Genomic DNA, 15,163 nt, shown 5'->3' with positions numbered 1-15,163 from the left:
GCCTCAGGAATAGGGTTGCTGATTAATGCGCGCTGGCGGTGCTGCTATCAGCGGAGTTGTCGTTGTTCTGGCGCTGGTGCATTTTGCGACCGTAGAACATCAGGATAATCAGGCTGACGATAAAGGTACCGGCCAGTTCGAAGGAGCTTGCCCCCATCAGGGCGATGAAGCAGAACGCGCAGCCGAGTACGGAGCAAATCAGGCTGACGAAGTTGCGTACATTGATGCCTTCGAAGCGAATCAGGTCAACGCAGGAGTAGAAGTAAGGCAGCATGGTCAGCAGTACCGCGATACCGGTCAGCTCACCGAACAGGTCAGACGCTTTGCCGCCGGTAGAGTTCATCAGGGTAATCAGCACCATCAGCGCGGTCATTTTCACCGCGGCCAGCAGCAGGCCTTTTTTCGGAATACCGTTGCTGTCGAGTTCGCCATACACTTTCGGGAAGTTACCGTCATTGGCGGCACGTACGCCGGCCTGACCCACCAGCATCATCCACGAGCCCAGCGAAGTCAGGCAGGCAAAGGCGGTGAAGGCGGAAACCATCGGCGCAGCCCAGCCGCCGAGAATGGTGGAGGCGCTCACTGCAAACGGCGCACCGGATGCGGCCATCTGAGAGGCAGGATACATACCCGCAATCACCTGGGTCGCGGCGATGTAGACGATACCGGCCATCGCGGTGCCCAGCATGGTGGCCAGCGGCACGGTGCGTTTCGGGTTTTTCACCATCCCGGTACTCACGGCGGCAGATTCTACCCCGACAAAGGCCCACAGGCAGAGCAGGATACTTTTGATTACCGCGTGGCTGTCAGTGGTGCTGGAGGTGTTCCAGTTTGCCTGATAGGTTGCGGCATCAAACCAGTGCCAGCCGACCACCGCGGTCATGACCACCGGAATAAGTACCAGTACCAGGCCAATTGTTGTCAGGCGGCTCACCCAGGTCCCGCCGAGCATATTCACGAAGGTGAATATCCATACGATGGCGATACAGGCAATACCTGCCGGCACCGGGTTATTTAAAATTGGGAAGAATGTTGATAAATAAGAGACGGCGGTAATACCGATTGCCAGGTTACCGATCCAGTTGGCGTGATAATAAAGCACGCCGGTCTGGAAACCGAACGCTGGGGATATTTCACCGGCGTAGGCAATTGGGCCACCCTGCTGCGGATTCTTGGTCGCCAGCCGGGCATAAACATAAGCCAGAGACATCGCGCCAATAATAGAAATCACCCAACCCCAGATGGCAATACCACCGATGCTAGCGAGGTTTGCAGGTAATAATGCAATACCGCTCCCCATCATATTACCGGCGACTACGCCGGTACAGGCAAATAGCCCGATCTTCTTGGCAGAACTCATGTTTGCTTTTCTCCTAAGTTTATTTGGGAGGTACAGATCATGATGATGAACCTTTTATTGACCCGACCAACTGCCAACAAGATTACGGATTAGTACGAGATAAGTCCTAAAGATAAAGTGAAATAACTGCAAACATCAGACAAATGATATTTTGACCTTTTTCGCGCAACATATCAGGATGACATGTTGATATCAGGAAAAGGTAAATTTAGATGTTTTTCATTGGGTTATGAGGTCAACTTCATGTTGAAAAAGTGTTACATGCGGAACCGGAGAGGTTATAAAAAATAACAACCCGGTGGCTCATGAGAAACATAATTTTAACCTCACCACGGCCAAAACCATGACCATGATGAGGGTTTACTTATTCTGAAGCGAGGAAGTTATCGAGATACGGAACCACGCGGGTCACGGAGGTCTGGAATACGGCGTTTTCAATCCAGTAAAATGTATTCTCACCCGGGCGTAAATTAAACGCCGTCAGGTAGGCATCGGCAGCTTCCCGGTTCTGCCCTTTCATTTCGTAGACTTTGCCCAGCAGCACGTAATTCATCCACGACATTTCCAGATCAATCCCGGCATTAATCGCGTCATAGGCTTCATCCACTTTTCCTTTGCCCAGCATATCCACCGTTTTAATCTGATAAAATATTGCCATATCTTTAATCCCCGGCATATTACCCACCCGGGTTATTTCGCTGTACAGATCGGCGAGCTGTTTCTCATCCAGCGGCTGCTGAGAATGGCGCAATACGTCAACCAGCGCCTTTTCCGCCCACGCATAGGTAAAGTCCGGCGACTGCTTATTCACGTCGGCAAGCAGGCTACTGGCTTTGCCCAGCGAATCAACGTCTCCGTTCATTAATAGCTGATGCGCCTGATAGAAATGGGTAAGCGCGATACTTTGCGACGGCTGATACTGCTTTAACATCTCCTGCATCCGCGCCGGCCACGGCTGCTTCAGCGCCTCAGAGAGGCTGCTCAGCAGGTCGTTCTGAATCGAAAGCTGATTGTCGCTGGTGACAAAGTAACGCTTATCCATCATGGTCGAGCCGTCGGCGTTATCCACCACCTTCACCGACATGAAGCACTGCTGTGCGCGATAGTGCCGCTGGTTGACGAACTCAATGGTCAGGGTTTTACCGGAACTGCTAGGCTCATTGATGTTGTAGTTGGTTTTGTCGTGCACCATAAAGGTGGAGAAGGTGTTCAGCGAGGTGGTAATCAGGCTCCCCAGCCCGATGGCATAGGAGTGCTGCGATGACCAGTTGTTGCAGGTGTTGCCGCTGAGCAGGTGAATATCGACATCACGCGGGTTAAGCAGCAGCCGGGTTTTCGTGACCGGCGGGCGCGACTGCAGGGTTGACAGGGCCACCAGCGCCACGCAGCTCGCGAGGGCCAGCAGGAACAGACCCCAGACGATAAACGTGCTCAGCCGCTTGCGTTTTTCCGGCTTCGCCACCGCTGTGCTGTCTGGCGCAGCCGCATCGGGCTGCGGGGAGGTCAACGGCGCGTCAAACCCGACCGTCTGCGTTTCTGCGGGGATAACCGGCGTCGGCTCCTCCCCCTCTTCGGTACACCAGATCACCGGCACCGTCAGCTTATAGCCGCGTTTGGGTACGGTAGCGATATATTCAAGGCTGCCATCGTCGCCATCTTTCAGCGACTTACGTAGCTCGGAAACGCTTTGCGTGACGACGTGACTGGTGACAACGTTGCGGGTCCAGACATTATCGATGAGCTCATCCCGACTGAGTACTTCGCCGGGATGACGGGCAAAGAAAACCAGAAGATCGATTAAGCGCGGTTCGAGAGTTAGCTGACGCCCCTTGCGGCTAATTTGGTTAACAGAGGGAGTAACCAGCCATTCTCCAACGCGAACAACAGGTTGTTGCATAAAAAAGAGCCCCAGGACGAAAAGGGAAAGGCGCGATGATACCACATTTACCCTACCTATTAATGATAGGGGTCATGACCATGAACGCAATATATTCCTCTTCGTTTTTGATGACTGGCAAACTTTCATTTGCTAAAGGCGTCTTTTGCCTGAGGGCGATGTTCCCTGGGCGACAAAAGTGCGCCATTTTTAGCCCTATTTTCCCCGAATGTGTGACCTGAGCAAAGCTTAGGCGCGACAATCGTCGCCCATCCGTGGGGATATGCTATTTTTAGCTCGCCCGACAGAGATCGGACCGCCGAACAGATGGCCGAAAACAGTGCCTCACCCGCAGCGTAAGGAATGTCGACGATGAACTACAAATTAGATAAGCAAATTGTGCACAATGACGTGTTAAGAAATAGCTTCATTGACCTGGCGATTAAAACCTTCGATCTCTCCTTTAAAGAGTGGTACCGCAAAGGGTACTGGACCGACGCCTATATTCCCTACGCCCTGGTGAGCAACAATAAAGTGATTGCTAACGCCTCCGCCAATATTATCGATCTGATCTGGCAGGGCGAACCCCGCCGCTATATTCAAATCGGCACCGTGATGACCGATATCGATCATCGTGATAAGGGCCTGGCCGGGCAGCTCGTCAGGGAGATTCTGACGGACTGGCAGGATAAGGCCGACGCCTTTTTCCTGTTTGCTAACCCGACAACCGTTGATTTTTATCCGAAATTTGGCTTCGAGCGCACCGCCGAATATCAATATATTATGCCGGTGGTACCGGCAGCGGGCGACTTCCGCAAGCTCGATATGGACCAGCCGGAAGAGGTTGCGCGATTACAGCGGTACTATCAAAAATCGAATCCGTTTTCACAGCTGCGGGTAGAGGATAACTTCGGTTTATTGATGTTCTACTGCTCCGCCTTTATGAAGCACTTCGTCTATTATTCCGACAAAAACCAGGCCATCGCGATTGCGATGCAAAACGGTCCGGCGCTGATCTGTTTTGATATTTTCTGCGACAGCGGACGTTCCCTGTCGGCCATTATTAACGAGCTCGCCGATGAAAATACGTACCAGGCTATCCTCGGCTTTACCCCCAAAGAGAATCGGACCGGCGAGTATGAAAAAATCGAAGGCGAAGATATTCTGTTTATCTACGGACAAAAAGAAAATATCTTCAAAGAGAATAAGCTGATGTTCCCGCTTTTATCCCACGCCTGAGGCTGCGCTTAACGCGTCTACGGCCCGCGACCGGGCCTTATTGCGCCAATAACCACTGTTCAAACGCCTGTAGCGCCGATTCGTTGACGCCGTTTTCCAGCGGCCTCACCAGGCAAAAGCGCTTGCTCAGGCTGCGGGCCTGCGGCCAGGGCGCAGCCAGCGTCCCGTTTTCGAGCGCTTTTTCAACGTACACGTGCGGTACCAGCGCAACGCCCTGCCCGGCCAGCGCAGCGGCTATCGCCATCTCATGCAGATCGTAGCGCACGCCCTGCGCCGGATTATCCAGCGCAATCCCGCACTCTTCAGCATAGCGCTGCCAGGCGTCAGGATTCTGCCGTCGATGAATACGCGGCAGCGCGTTCAGCTGGCTGGCGAGATCTTCTGCCGTAAGTAGCCCGGCGTGGCATACCGGCACCAGTCTCTCTTCAAACAGAAACCGCAAGCGCATTCCTGCCCATGCGGGATGCTCGAAATGAACCGCCGCGTCAAAACCGCTGCCGGTGAGGATAAACGGGTCGGTTCTGACCGCGATATTCAGCGTGATATCCGGATTGCGGCGCTGAAAATCCCCCAGTCGGGGAATGAGCCAGCGGCTGGCAAAGGTCGGCGGCGCGGCGATTTCCAGGCTTCGGCTGCCGTCCGCAGCCCCCATCAGATACTGCGTATCTCGCTCAAGACGCTCCAGCGTCTCGCGGACATGGTGCGCATAGCGCGCGCCGTTGGGGTTCAGCCGTACCCGGCTCCCAGTCCGCTCAAACAGCTTGCAGTTTAACAGCGATTCCAGGCGGGCGATTTGCCGGCTGATCGCGCCTTCGGTAAGCGACAGCTCTTCCGCCGCGCGGGCAAAGTTACCGTGCCTGGCGGCAGCCTCAAAGGCCTGCAGCGAGGTACTGCTGGGGAGTTTTTTTCGCACGAACGCCGCCTCTGCTGAAGGTTTATCAATGATGAAATGTCATTGAGTGGTGAAATAATATCGTTTTATAGCGCTTAATGCCCAACGTAGCATGATCAAACGTCAATAACATCATTCCATCATGCAGAGGTCAGCCCATGTTATATATCGTTGAGTGCAGCTACGCCGACCCGCAAAGCGAAGCCGGCTGGAACAGGTTTTACAGCGAGGACAAGCTGCCTGCGCTGGTGTCCGTCAGCGGATTCCGCGCCTCGCAGCGCTTCAGGGCGCTCTCCTCCGGCTGCCCGGTCTATCTTGCTATTCATACCATCGAGCATGGCGATACGCTCGCCAGTGAAGCGTATCGCCAGAAAGGCGGCGGCAGCTTTTCCCGCTGGCAGGCGCATATTCGCGACTGGCGGCGAAACCTGTATCGCTACGGCGGCGTCTTTCCCGCCGTCGCTGAGGGGGATGTTTTGCTACTGAGCCCCGAGCCGCTGGACGTCGTTGAGTCGGAACTGGGATATCCGCCGACAAACCTTTCGGCCGCCGGGCTGGATAACAACCCGCCGCAGCGCGTGGCGTACGTTCTGCCGCGCCGGGAAGGCATGCTGCTGGCGGGACGGGAAAACGTCTCGATGTATGAGCCCATGGCCGGTCAGTTGCAAAGCCCGACTGAAATACAGCCCCCATCACGCTAAGAGGTTGATATGCACAAACCCGCTTTTCTCTCCCGCCAGATTGGCGATTTTCAGGTGACGCCCCTCAGCGACGGCAGCATGGCCGCTGGCCTGGCGCTGCTGTCGGGTATTAATATCGACGATGCCGCAGACATTCAGCGCAGCGCGGGCGTCATTGACCCCGGCAATATCGACATTAGTGGCTATCTTATTCGCGGTCGGGGAAGGACGATTCTGGTCGACGCGGGTACGGGAAGCGGCGTGCTGGAAACCAGTCTGCGAGCGGCGGGGAGTGCGCCAGACGACGTGGATACTGTCCTGCTGACTCACGCTCACCCGGATCATATCGGCGGCCTGCTGGATGCCAACGGCGCGCCGCGCTATCGCCACGCCCGTCTTTATCTGCACCCTCTGGAAGCCGAGTACTGGCAGGACGACGCCATGCTAAACCGGGCCAATGCGCGGGGGCAGCGCAACTTCACGCTCGCCCGCCGCGCCCTGGACGCCTATTCCCGCAGCCTCGGTTTTCTGGATGAGCGCGAGGCCGTCGCGGGTATCCGCCCGCTATGGCTACCCGGGCACACGCCGGGCCATAGCGGGTTTCGCATCGACGCCGCGGCGCAAAGCCTGCTGATTTGGGGCGACATCGTCCATTTTCCGCATATTCAGACCGCCCGACCCGCCGCCGCCGTTGCTTTTGATTGCGATCCCGCGCAGGCCAGAGCGACGCGGGAAGCGATCCTCGCCCAGGCCGTCAGCGAAAACCTGCTGATTGCCGGCATGCACCTTGGCGGGTCGGGATTTGCGCATATCCTACCGACCTCGCACGGCTATCGTATTCAATATTCCGCGCCGTAAAGAGAAAGCGGGCCGGAGGTTAACGCCCTGGCCGCCTTTTCTTATCCAACAACGCTTTATTTTTCACCTGCTGAAAGATTGAACTGACTCGCGTTTATTTTTTGCCATAAATATAAAATGTCATTTTATTTTAAATGAATTTGTATTTTGTTTTTTTACAGGCGATATGACATTAAGGGAAATTTATGCGCAATACCTTTGGACCTTCACGCAGTATGCTGGCGCTGGCTATCGCGCTGGCTGGCCTCGCGGGCGGCTGTAATGACAGCGGCGGCCCCCGCGACAATCAGCAGGATGCGCCCGCCTCCGCGCCGCAGAATGTCTTCGTTCCCGCGCTTTCTGCCGATGAAAACAGCCTGGTGCTGGTTTGGGAAAAACCGGAATCAGAGACGCAGCAGGTGGTGGACTACGCGATTTACCGTCAGGGCGAGCGGCTGGGTCTGGCGCGCGAAAATCAAAACCATTTTTCACCGGCCAAACCCTATATTGATAACTTCTATCAGCGGATTGCCAGCGACGGCTGGCAGCAGCCAATCGACTTGCGTACCTTTACGGTCACCCACCTGGAGCCGGAGCGCGCGGTCTACGCCAATGGCAAAGAGTCGCCGGATAGCGCGGTGATTAAAGCGCGGACCAGCAAAACGCCGCACATCATCGAAGCCAGCACGTTCGGCGCGAAGGGTGACGGCACCACGCTGAATACCCAGGCGCTGCAGCAGGCGATCGATAGCTGCACCGTCGCGCACTATCCTCAGGGCTGTAAGGTGGTGATTTCCGACGGCGAATTCAAAACCGGCGCGCTGTTCCTGCACAGCGATATGACCCTGGAGATTGCCGCTGGCGCCACCCTGCTGGGTTCGGACGATCCGGCCCAGTATCCGCTGGAAAAAGGCTATTACCTCTATCCCTACAGCGATCATCCGCAGCCCCGCCGCCCGCCGTCATTAATTAACGTGCTGGAAGCGGACGATAAGGGCGAGTCTCCGGCCGGGACGTTTCGCAATATTCGCATCGTCGGTCAAGGCGCGATTGACGGCAACGGCTGGACCCGGGGCGTCAAAAGCGGCGGCGAGGCCACCATCATCGACGAAATGGGGAACGCGCTGCCGCAATACCGGGCCAGCAATGCGGCAAAAGTCAGCGCGGACGGCATTCTGGCAAAGCATCAGACCGAAGCGGCTATTGCGGAAGGCATCGAAAGCAATAGCGCCTATAAAAATCGCCGCTCCAGCCTGATGACCCTGCGCGGCGTGCAGAACCTCTATCTTGCCGGGCTGACGATCCGCAACCCCGCCTTTCACGGCGTGATGGTGCTGGAGTCAAAAAATATCACCCTCAATGGCCTGGTCCACCAGACCTTTGACGGCAATAACGCCGACGGCGTCGAGTTCGGCAATAGCCAGAATGCGCTGGTTTTCAACAACTTCTTCGATACCGGAGATGATTGCGTCAATTTCGCCGCCGGGTTTGGTAAAGGCGCGGAAACTTTTCATCAACAGCCGCAAAGCGGGGCGTGGATCTTTAATAACTATTTCCGCAAAGGCCACGGCGCCGTGGTGACCGGTAGCCACACCGGCGCGTGGATCGAAAACGTCCGCGCCGAGGATAACGTCATGTATATGACCGATGTCGGCCTGCGCATGAAAAGCCGCCCCTACTATGGCGGTGGGGTGCGGGATGTGTTGTTCCGTCATAATGCGATGAAAGATATCGCCAAAGAGCCGTTCGTTTTTACTATCAAATACAGCGCCGACGTGAATGATACGACCCCTGCCGACGAGCCCGCTCAGTTCCGCGACGTTCAGGTGCAGGACGTCACCGTCGATGGTACTTCGGCTAAGCACAGCATCCTGATTGACGGCATGACGGTAGCCGAAATGGCAGAATCATTTGGGCTGACCTATTCTCGCGATGCCTATCACCAGAATCTGCGTTTTTCCAACGTCAGCTTCCGTAACACCAAAGCGACCAGTATCTCCTTCCTGCACGACAGTCAGTTTGATGAGGTGACGTTCGCCAATACGCCGCAGGCCTGGGCTTTTTTCGCCGTCAATGACGTGACGCTCGCTGACAGCCTGCATCAGCAGAGCATCACCCGCGGAGAAAAGGACAAACTTATCCTTGAGGGGGCAATGAAGTAATGGCGTTCCCGGCGGCGTAAGGCGCCGGGTTTAACCGAACTCACCCCTGATTTAAACGGCGTTTCCCTATGCTTTCTTCTGATAAACGCGGCGCTCAAATTCAATTTCATTATCCTTCCGACAAGCCGCTCGCGAGTACGTTTTTCCGGGATGGTTGATTCAATACATTACGTAAGGTGTAAGTATTTTCCTCCAACATAAATAATAGAGCGAAGTATCGCTTTTAAACGCCAGTGCCTTTCTTCACCTTAAGCATATAGTCAGCCAGCGCAACGGACTCTGAAGATTGGCTGTTGATTAACCCCTGCAGCGTTCCTCGCTGATCGGCCTGAGAACGATGCTGCCCCAGCTTTTCTTTGGCCTGAAACTCCTCAATTTCAATTTTGAATCCAATAATATTTTTTAATTTTTCTTCGATAAATGCCTTTGGCATAACGTCTTTCTGCGCCTGAAGGGTTGGTTCATGTTTATGAACTAACGCATCCATCACCGTGCGCAATTCATTGACGGGTACAAGGCTTACCGTGCCATAACAGTGAATGGCGGTATAGTTCCATGTTGGCACCGCGGGAGAAGTTTGATACCAGGTTGGAGAAACGTAACTATGGGGCCCTTGAAATATGGCGAGAACCCTCTTTCCGTCAAAGTCTTTCCATAGAGGATTCGCACGGGCCATATGGGAAAGAAGAATTCCCTGCGATGAAGAACTACGATCGAGGATAAAAGGAAAATGGCTGGCGTTGAGGGTGGGTGAAACGACTAATCCAAAGCTATAAGTGTCAATAAAATCAAAAATATGCTTTTTATCTGATAGCCTCATTGCATCAGGTGTATACATTTTTTACCTCATCATGTTGACCCGCCAGGTAGTTTCTTTGAAAAAGATAACGCCCCCTTTTTATTAAGCAATGATTTAGTGTATCAAAGCGTTGGCACCAGGGAGCGTCATCCACTTCGCTTCTCCTTATTGCACTGGTTAGTAATATTTTTTGTTATTTTTATCGTTTTAGTTAGAATTGTATAAAGTTTTTATGTATTTTTTAATGATATTAATTATCAACACCTTTTTAACCAATTGAATATAATGATCTTACATAGACATACACATTCTGTGTTCGTATTATCTACATATTGATCTCTTGCCAGACTATTGTGTTTTTTTGATGTACTACCAGGTAGCAAAGTTAATTAAAAACTAAAGGATCAAAACATGAAAAACATCATCAAAGCAAAAGCAACCTGTAAGTTTCCGCTTGATGAGACCAGTCCGGAGTTCTACTTTCCGTGCTTAAGGAAATGGGCGGATGGGAAAGCATCAAAATATTACGCCGTTATGCCCAGCCGGCGTCTAACCATTTAACGGAACACGCAAGGCAAATTGGCGCCATTTTTGGCGCTAACGACACAAATACGACACAAGGAGGAAATCAGGCGCCTACAGGATTCGATATAAACACATAACAAACTGATTATATTTAACTATGTAGGTTAAGAAAATCACACATACTCCCAAATGTACCCCCATATTTTTTCTATGGCCGAACATTGACTATTTATCATGCAATTTTGGGCCTGTAGGTTCAGTTGGTTCAGTTGGTTCAGTTGCCTCAAAACGTAAAAACCATTGTTTTGTTTGATTATTTTTAAAAAAATTGAACCAACACCACCTGATTTTGAACCAACATCTAACGGATTGAACCAACAATCCTAAAGATTGCGGTCCTTTGAATAAAACCATACAAACCGTCTGGAGGCGGTTTGTATGAACTGGCTGGAGTTAGATGATTGGGTATTAGGTTAGTACAGACTTTCTAACGGTTGAATGTTCTAACAGCGCTGGGCGCAGTTCCCCGCAGGCGTTTGCGATTTTCTGACAGGCTGATTCCAGCAGGGCATCATCCAGCGCGTAAGCGAGACGCAGATACCCCGGTGTACCAAACGCCGTTCCGGCCAGAGTAGCAACATGAGCTTCGGTTAACAGGTAATCGGCAACCGCAACGTCATCATTGAGACGAACGCCCTCAGGGGTTGATTTACCGATAAGACCGGAACAATTTGCGAAAACATAAAATGCGGCCTGCGGCGGTGTGGCGCTCAGCCCGTCGACCTGGTCTATCAGCGCCATCACCCGATCGCGACGTTTACCGAGGATAGCCAGCCACTGCGGCAGGAAGTCGGCGGGCTGGGTCAACGCTGCGACGCCCGCCGCCTGCGCGAGCGAACAAGGGTTAGAGGTGCTTTGCGACTGAAGAATGGTCATCGCGGAAATTAGCCATGCGGGCCCGGCGGCATAACCCAAACGCCAGCCGGTCATGGAAAACCCTTTTGAGAGCCCATTCACCGTCAGAATACGCTCGCGTAGCGCTGGTGCAACCTGAGCCATTGTACAGAAAGGGGCACCGTCGTAGCGCAGCGCCTCATAGATATCGTCCGCCAGAATCAGTACCTGTGGCGCGGCCAACAATACTTCCGCAAGGGCCTGCAGCTCTTCGCAGCTGTACAGCGCCCCCGTTGGGTTGGAGGGCGAGTTGAGGATCAGCCAGCGGGTACGGGGAGTGATGGCTGCGGCAAGAGACTGAGGCGTGAGCTTCCAGCCATCTTGTTCCTGAGTTGCTACGATGACGGGATCGCCATCCGCCAGTGCCACCATATCGGGATAGGAGACCCAGTAAGGTGAGGGAATAATGGCTTCCAGACCACTGCTCAGCGTGGCCTGTAGCGCATTAAAAATAAGCTGTTTAGCTCCCGTGCCGGCAATAATCTCCCGGGAGGCGAAGTGCAGGTCGTTGTCGCGGGTGAATTTATCAATAATGGCGGCTTTCAGGGCGACGGTACCGCCGACCGCGGTGTACTTCGTCTCACCGTGATGGATAGCATCGATACCCGCCTGGCCGATCGCCGCAGGCGTGGCAAAGTCCAGCTCGCCCAGGCCGAGGCTGATAATGTCGATTCCCTGCTGTTGCAGAATGCGGACCCGGTCGGCGATGGCGGCGGTTGGCGACGGACGAACTCGCCGCATTCGCGGCGCGAGAAATTGTGCTGACATAGCGATCTCTTTGGTTAGATGCCGCCACAAGCGCAGCGGCGTATTAATCTGTTTCAGGGTGAACTCAGGCCGGCAGAGTGACGCCGCTTCGCGCGTCGGCGGCGAGTCGCTGAAGCTCCGCCTGTGTTTCGGCAATCACCTCCGGGGTGACATCGATCAGCGGTGAACGCACGTGTCCACCGTTGAAGCCGCGCAGATTCATTGCGGCTTTTACCAGTTGCGGCTGGCCGTGGCGACGCGCCAGCGCGCGGAAGCCGTACCATAGGCGATGTAATTCTCTGGCGGTGACGGCATCCCCGCGTTCCAGCGCCCGGAAGCTGGCCAACACCAGCTCCGGCAGCGCACCGCTGTTGGTGGTGCTGATACCATCGAAGCCGCACATCATCGGCCCTAAAAACGCCAGATCTGAGGCACAGAACAGACGCAGGCGGCCGGATAAGCGATTGGCGATTTGGTCAATGACGGTCGGATTGAGATCACCCTGCTTAATACCCACGACCTGCGGGATATCCGCCAGTTGCTCCAACAGTGCCGGGGGCAAGGTTATGCCAATACCCGGCGCGTTGTAGACCAGAATACCGGTCTTCGACAACGGCGCCATCTGTTGAAAGAAGCTAACGATTTGCGCATCAGTCACTTCCGATACAAAAGGCGGCGTGACCATCGGCAGGCCGCCCAGGTCGCCCGCCAAAGCGGTCAGTTCGCGGACCACCCGGGCGTCGGACCCGGCGCTGCACAGCATAACCGGAACGCGATCCCCCACGACCTGCATGACGTGGCGGAAAATAGCGACGCGTTCCTCAACGCTCAACGCCGGGAACTCGCCATAGGTCCCGCCAATCAGGATGCCGTCATAGCCGAGGTCAATGACGCGCTCGATATTGGCTGCCAGCCCGGTGAAATCAATTTCGCCCTGTGCGGTAAAAGGGGTCACGGTAATATTGAAAATTCCGCGCAGTCTTTCACGGCATTCAATCCTGTCTTTCATCTCTCTCTCCTTTACTGGTCATGCCACTCCGGCATGACGATGGTTTTGTGGTTCGTGACCGGCGACTGCCTGCCGATGGTGCAAATGTGCACGATAAGTGCGCATCATTTGTGCATTCATGTTGCAACGGCTTATAGATGACTCAGTTGACTGAGCGGGCGAATGACGACGCCCGCGGCAGTCAGACGTTCGCGCAGCGTGCGGGCGATGGCCACGCCCTGCGGGTTATCACCGTGGACACACAGGGTGTGAACGGGCATCGGGATTTTGGCCCCGCTAATGGTACGAATCGCCTGTTCTTCAATCATTTGCAGCGCACGGCTGGCGGCGCGTTCGGGATCGTGGATGATGGCGTCCGGCAGATGTCGCGGCAGGGTCAATCCGTTTTCACCGTAGCTGCGGTCAGCGAACACTTCGCAGGCGACGCGCAGCCCGGCCTTGCGAGCCGCCCGTTCTGTCGCATTGTGCGGCGTGGTAACCAGCACCAGCCGGCGGTCGACGGCAAGAATGGCGCTGACAATGGCCTCCGATAACGCATCGTCGGTGAAGGCCTGAGTTGCCATTGCGCCGTGCAGTTTAACGTGGGTCATCACATGGCCGCAGACCCGCGCCACCGACTGCATCGCGCCTAACTGATACACCACCATTTTGCCGACATCCGCCGGGCTATCGCCGGTTATGGTTCGCCTGCCAAAACCCCACAGGTCAAGAAACCCCGGATGGGCCCCGACATCCAGCCCGCGCGCTCTGGCATGGGCGATGGTGCGATGCATCACCAGCGCATCGCCGGCGTGAAAACCGCAGGCGACATTGGCTGAGGTCACCAGATCCAGCATGGCTTCATCGTCGCCAACGCTGAATTGGCCAAAACTTTCACCCAGATCTGAATTCAGGTCCACTTCTTGCATGATTGCTCCTCGAGACAGTTGGTATACCAAATGCATGCAATGAGAATGCCAAAGGCTACGAGCCAAAATGACGCCGCTGGCGAATGCGCCGATGAGCGAATGTTTAACCAGGAGAGAGTGAGCAGATGAAACCATCGATCAAAGCAGGCTGTCTGACATTGGGCCTGTTGACCATGAGCTATAGCCTGTCCGCCAGCGCGGATGAGCTCTATTTTGCCAGCTGGGGCGGGGCCTATCAGGATGCGATTCGTGAAGCCTGGCTGAAGCCCTTCAATAAAGAAACCGGTATTGATGTCGTGGAAGATACCGACCCGCAGGTCAGTAAACTAAAAGCCATGCAGGATACCGACACCGTGTCATGGGATGTGGTGACTGAGAATAGCTCGCGCCTGGCTCGCGGCATTAAGCTCGGGGTATTTGAAAAGATCACCCCGGAAATGGTCAACCAACAGCATGTTATCCCCGGCGCGCGTAATGATTACGGCGTCCCGTCTGAGATTTTCTCCACCCTGATAGGCTTCTCAAGTAAGGTCTTCCCGGAAGGGAAACCGCAGCCGAAAACCTTCGCTGATTTTTGGGATGTGAAGAAATTTCCCGGTAAACGCACCTTGCAGGATGAACCGGCCACAGTTATCGAAGCCGCGCTCATTGCCGATGGCGTCAAGCCGGAAGATGTCTATAAAACGCTCAGCACCCCGGAAGGGGTCGATCGGGCGATGAACCAGATTAAGAAAATCAAACCCTATGTAGCGAAATGGTGGAAGAGCGGTGCGGAACCGGTGCAGGCGCTCTCCAGCGGTGAAGTAGTGATGGCTTTGGGCTGGAACGGCCGCTTCCAGTCGGGTATTGATTCTGGCGTACCGATCAAAATGTCATGGGATGATTCTGTCGCACAGGTTGGCTACTTTGCGCTGGTCAAAGGGGCCCACAACCGCGACGCGGCGCTGAAGCTACTCAACTATATTATCTCGCCGCAGCATCAGGCTGAGTTCAGTAAGTACATCGCCTATGGCCCGACCACCAGCGAGGCGATGCAGTATATCGACAAAGCGCGTCAGGAACGTTTGCCGTCCACCCCGGAACGATTGCAGCACACTCTGTTTATGGATGCCGCATGGTGGGATAAAAATGGCCCGGCCATCATTGAGCGCTACAACCAGGTGCGTGCGCAATAA

General features: G+C 54.5%; 12 protein-coding genes and 1 pseudogene. 6 read left to right on the top strand and 7 right to left on the bottom strand.

Annotation, left to right across the window (positions count from 1 at the left end; genetic code table 11):
- Positions 1-22: 22 nt before the first annotated feature.
- Together cadB and cadC are read right to left on the bottom strand one after the other, a co-directional pair.
- Positions 23-1,360 carry a cadaverine/lysine antiporter gene (gene cadB / locus BJF97_RS07660; protein WP_004848490.1) on the bottom strand — a complete coding sequence of 446 codons (1,338 nt, stop codon included), beginning with the start codon at positions 1,358-1,360 and terminating at the stop codon, positions 23-25.
- 364 nt (positions 1,361-1,724) lie between these two features.
- Entirely contained in the window at positions 1,725-3,257 is a 1,533-nt protein-coding gene (cadC, locus tag BJF97_RS07655; protein WP_014228244.1) for a lysine decarboxylation/transport transcriptional activator CadC, read from the bottom strand.
- Positions 3,258-3,608: 351 nt separating this feature from the next.
- On the opposite strand from cadC, the gene BJF97_RS07650 reads away from it, so the two are divergent.
- Positions 3,609-4,475 carry a GNAT family N-acetyltransferase gene (locus BJF97_RS07650; RefSeq protein ID WP_014228243.1) on the top strand — a complete coding sequence of 289 codons (867 nt, stop codon included), beginning with the start codon at positions 3,609-3,611 and terminating at the stop codon, positions 4,473-4,475.
- 37 nt (positions 4,476-4,512) lie between these two features.
- Here BJF97_RS07650 and BJF97_RS07645 read toward each other — a convergent pair whose 3' ends face one another.
- Positions 4,513-5,388, bottom strand: a complete 876-nt coding sequence (locus tag BJF97_RS07645) for a LysR substrate-binding domain-containing protein (RefSeq protein WP_032694546.1) — start codon at positions 5,386-5,388, stop codon at positions 4,513-4,515.
- A gap of 137 nt (positions 5,389-5,525) precedes the next feature.
- On the opposite strand from BJF97_RS07645, the gene BJF97_RS07640 reads away from it, so the two are divergent.
- The 3 genes from BJF97_RS07640 (at position 5,526) to BJF97_RS07630 (ending at position 9,046) form a co-directional block, all read left to right on the top strand.
- Positions 5,526-6,068, top strand: a complete 543-nt coding sequence (locus tag BJF97_RS07640; RefSeq protein ID WP_014228241.1) for a hypothetical protein — start codon at positions 5,526-5,528, stop codon at positions 6,066-6,068.
- Between the two features lie 9 nt (positions 6,069-6,077).
- Entirely contained in the window at positions 6,078-6,905 is an 828-nt protein-coding gene (locus BJF97_RS07635) for an MBL fold metallo-hydrolase (RefSeq protein ID WP_032694547.1), read from the top strand.
- A gap of 185 nt (positions 6,906-7,090) precedes the next feature.
- A complete protein-coding gene (locus tag BJF97_RS07630; RefSeq protein ID WP_032694548.1) occupies positions 7,091-9,046 on the top strand; it encodes a glycosyl hydrolase family 28 protein in 1,956 nt (651 codons plus the stop codon).
- 223 nt (positions 9,047-9,269) lie between these two features.
- On the opposite strand, the gene BJF97_RS07625 is transcribed toward BJF97_RS07630, so the two are convergent.
- A complete protein-coding gene (locus BJF97_RS07625; RefSeq protein ID WP_032694549.1) occupies positions 9,270-9,884 on the bottom strand; it encodes an FMN-binding negative transcriptional regulator in 615 nt (204 codons plus the stop codon).
- A 425-nt stretch (positions 9,885-10,309) separates the two neighbouring features.
- Here BJF97_RS07625 and BJF97_RS32255 point away from each other — a divergent pair.
- A pseudogene (locus tag BJF97_RS32255) lies at positions 10,310-10,507 on the top strand (integrase); the annotation flags it as partial.
- A gap of 331 nt (positions 10,508-10,838) precedes the next feature.
- On the opposite strand, the gene BJF97_RS07620 reads toward BJF97_RS32255, so the two are convergent.
- The 3 genes from BJF97_RS07620 to BJF97_RS07610 all read right to left on the bottom strand — a co-directional run bounded on the left by BJF97_RS07620 (position 10,839) and on the right by BJF97_RS07610 (position 13,988).
- Positions 10,839-12,092: a pyridoxal phosphate-dependent aminotransferase gene (locus BJF97_RS07620; protein ID WP_050595147.1), complete on the bottom strand. Its 1,254-nt coding sequence runs from the start codon at positions 12,090-12,092 to the stop codon at positions 10,839-10,841.
- A gap of 64 nt (positions 12,093-12,156) precedes the next feature.
- Positions 12,157-13,080 carry a dihydrodipicolinate synthase family protein gene (locus BJF97_RS07615; RefSeq protein WP_032694550.1) on the bottom strand — a complete coding sequence of 308 codons (924 nt, stop codon included), beginning with the start codon at positions 13,078-13,080 and terminating at the stop codon, positions 12,157-12,159.
- A gap of 131 nt (positions 13,081-13,211) precedes the next feature.
- Positions 13,212-13,988, bottom strand: coding sequence for a LamB/YcsF family protein (locus BJF97_RS07610; RefSeq protein ID WP_077253369.1), 777 nt, complete (start codon positions 13,986-13,988; stop codon positions 13,212-13,214).
- 125 nt (positions 13,989-14,113) lie between these two features.
- Here BJF97_RS07610 and BJF97_RS07605 point away from each other — a divergent pair, with 125 nt between their 5' ends.
- Positions 14,114-15,163 (top strand): ABC transporter substrate-binding protein, encoded by a 1,050-nt coding sequence (locus tag BJF97_RS07605; protein WP_050595148.1) that lies wholly within the window; start codon positions 14,114-14,116, stop codon positions 15,161-15,163.

Origin of the sequence: Klebsiella sp. LTGPAF-6F (assembly GCF_001753185.1) — a bacterium.
GTDB lineage: Bacteria > Pseudomonadota > Gammaproteobacteria > Enterobacterales > Enterobacteriaceae > Klebsiella > Klebsiella michiganensis.
This window is presented reverse-complemented; position numbering and strand designations above follow the sequence as displayed.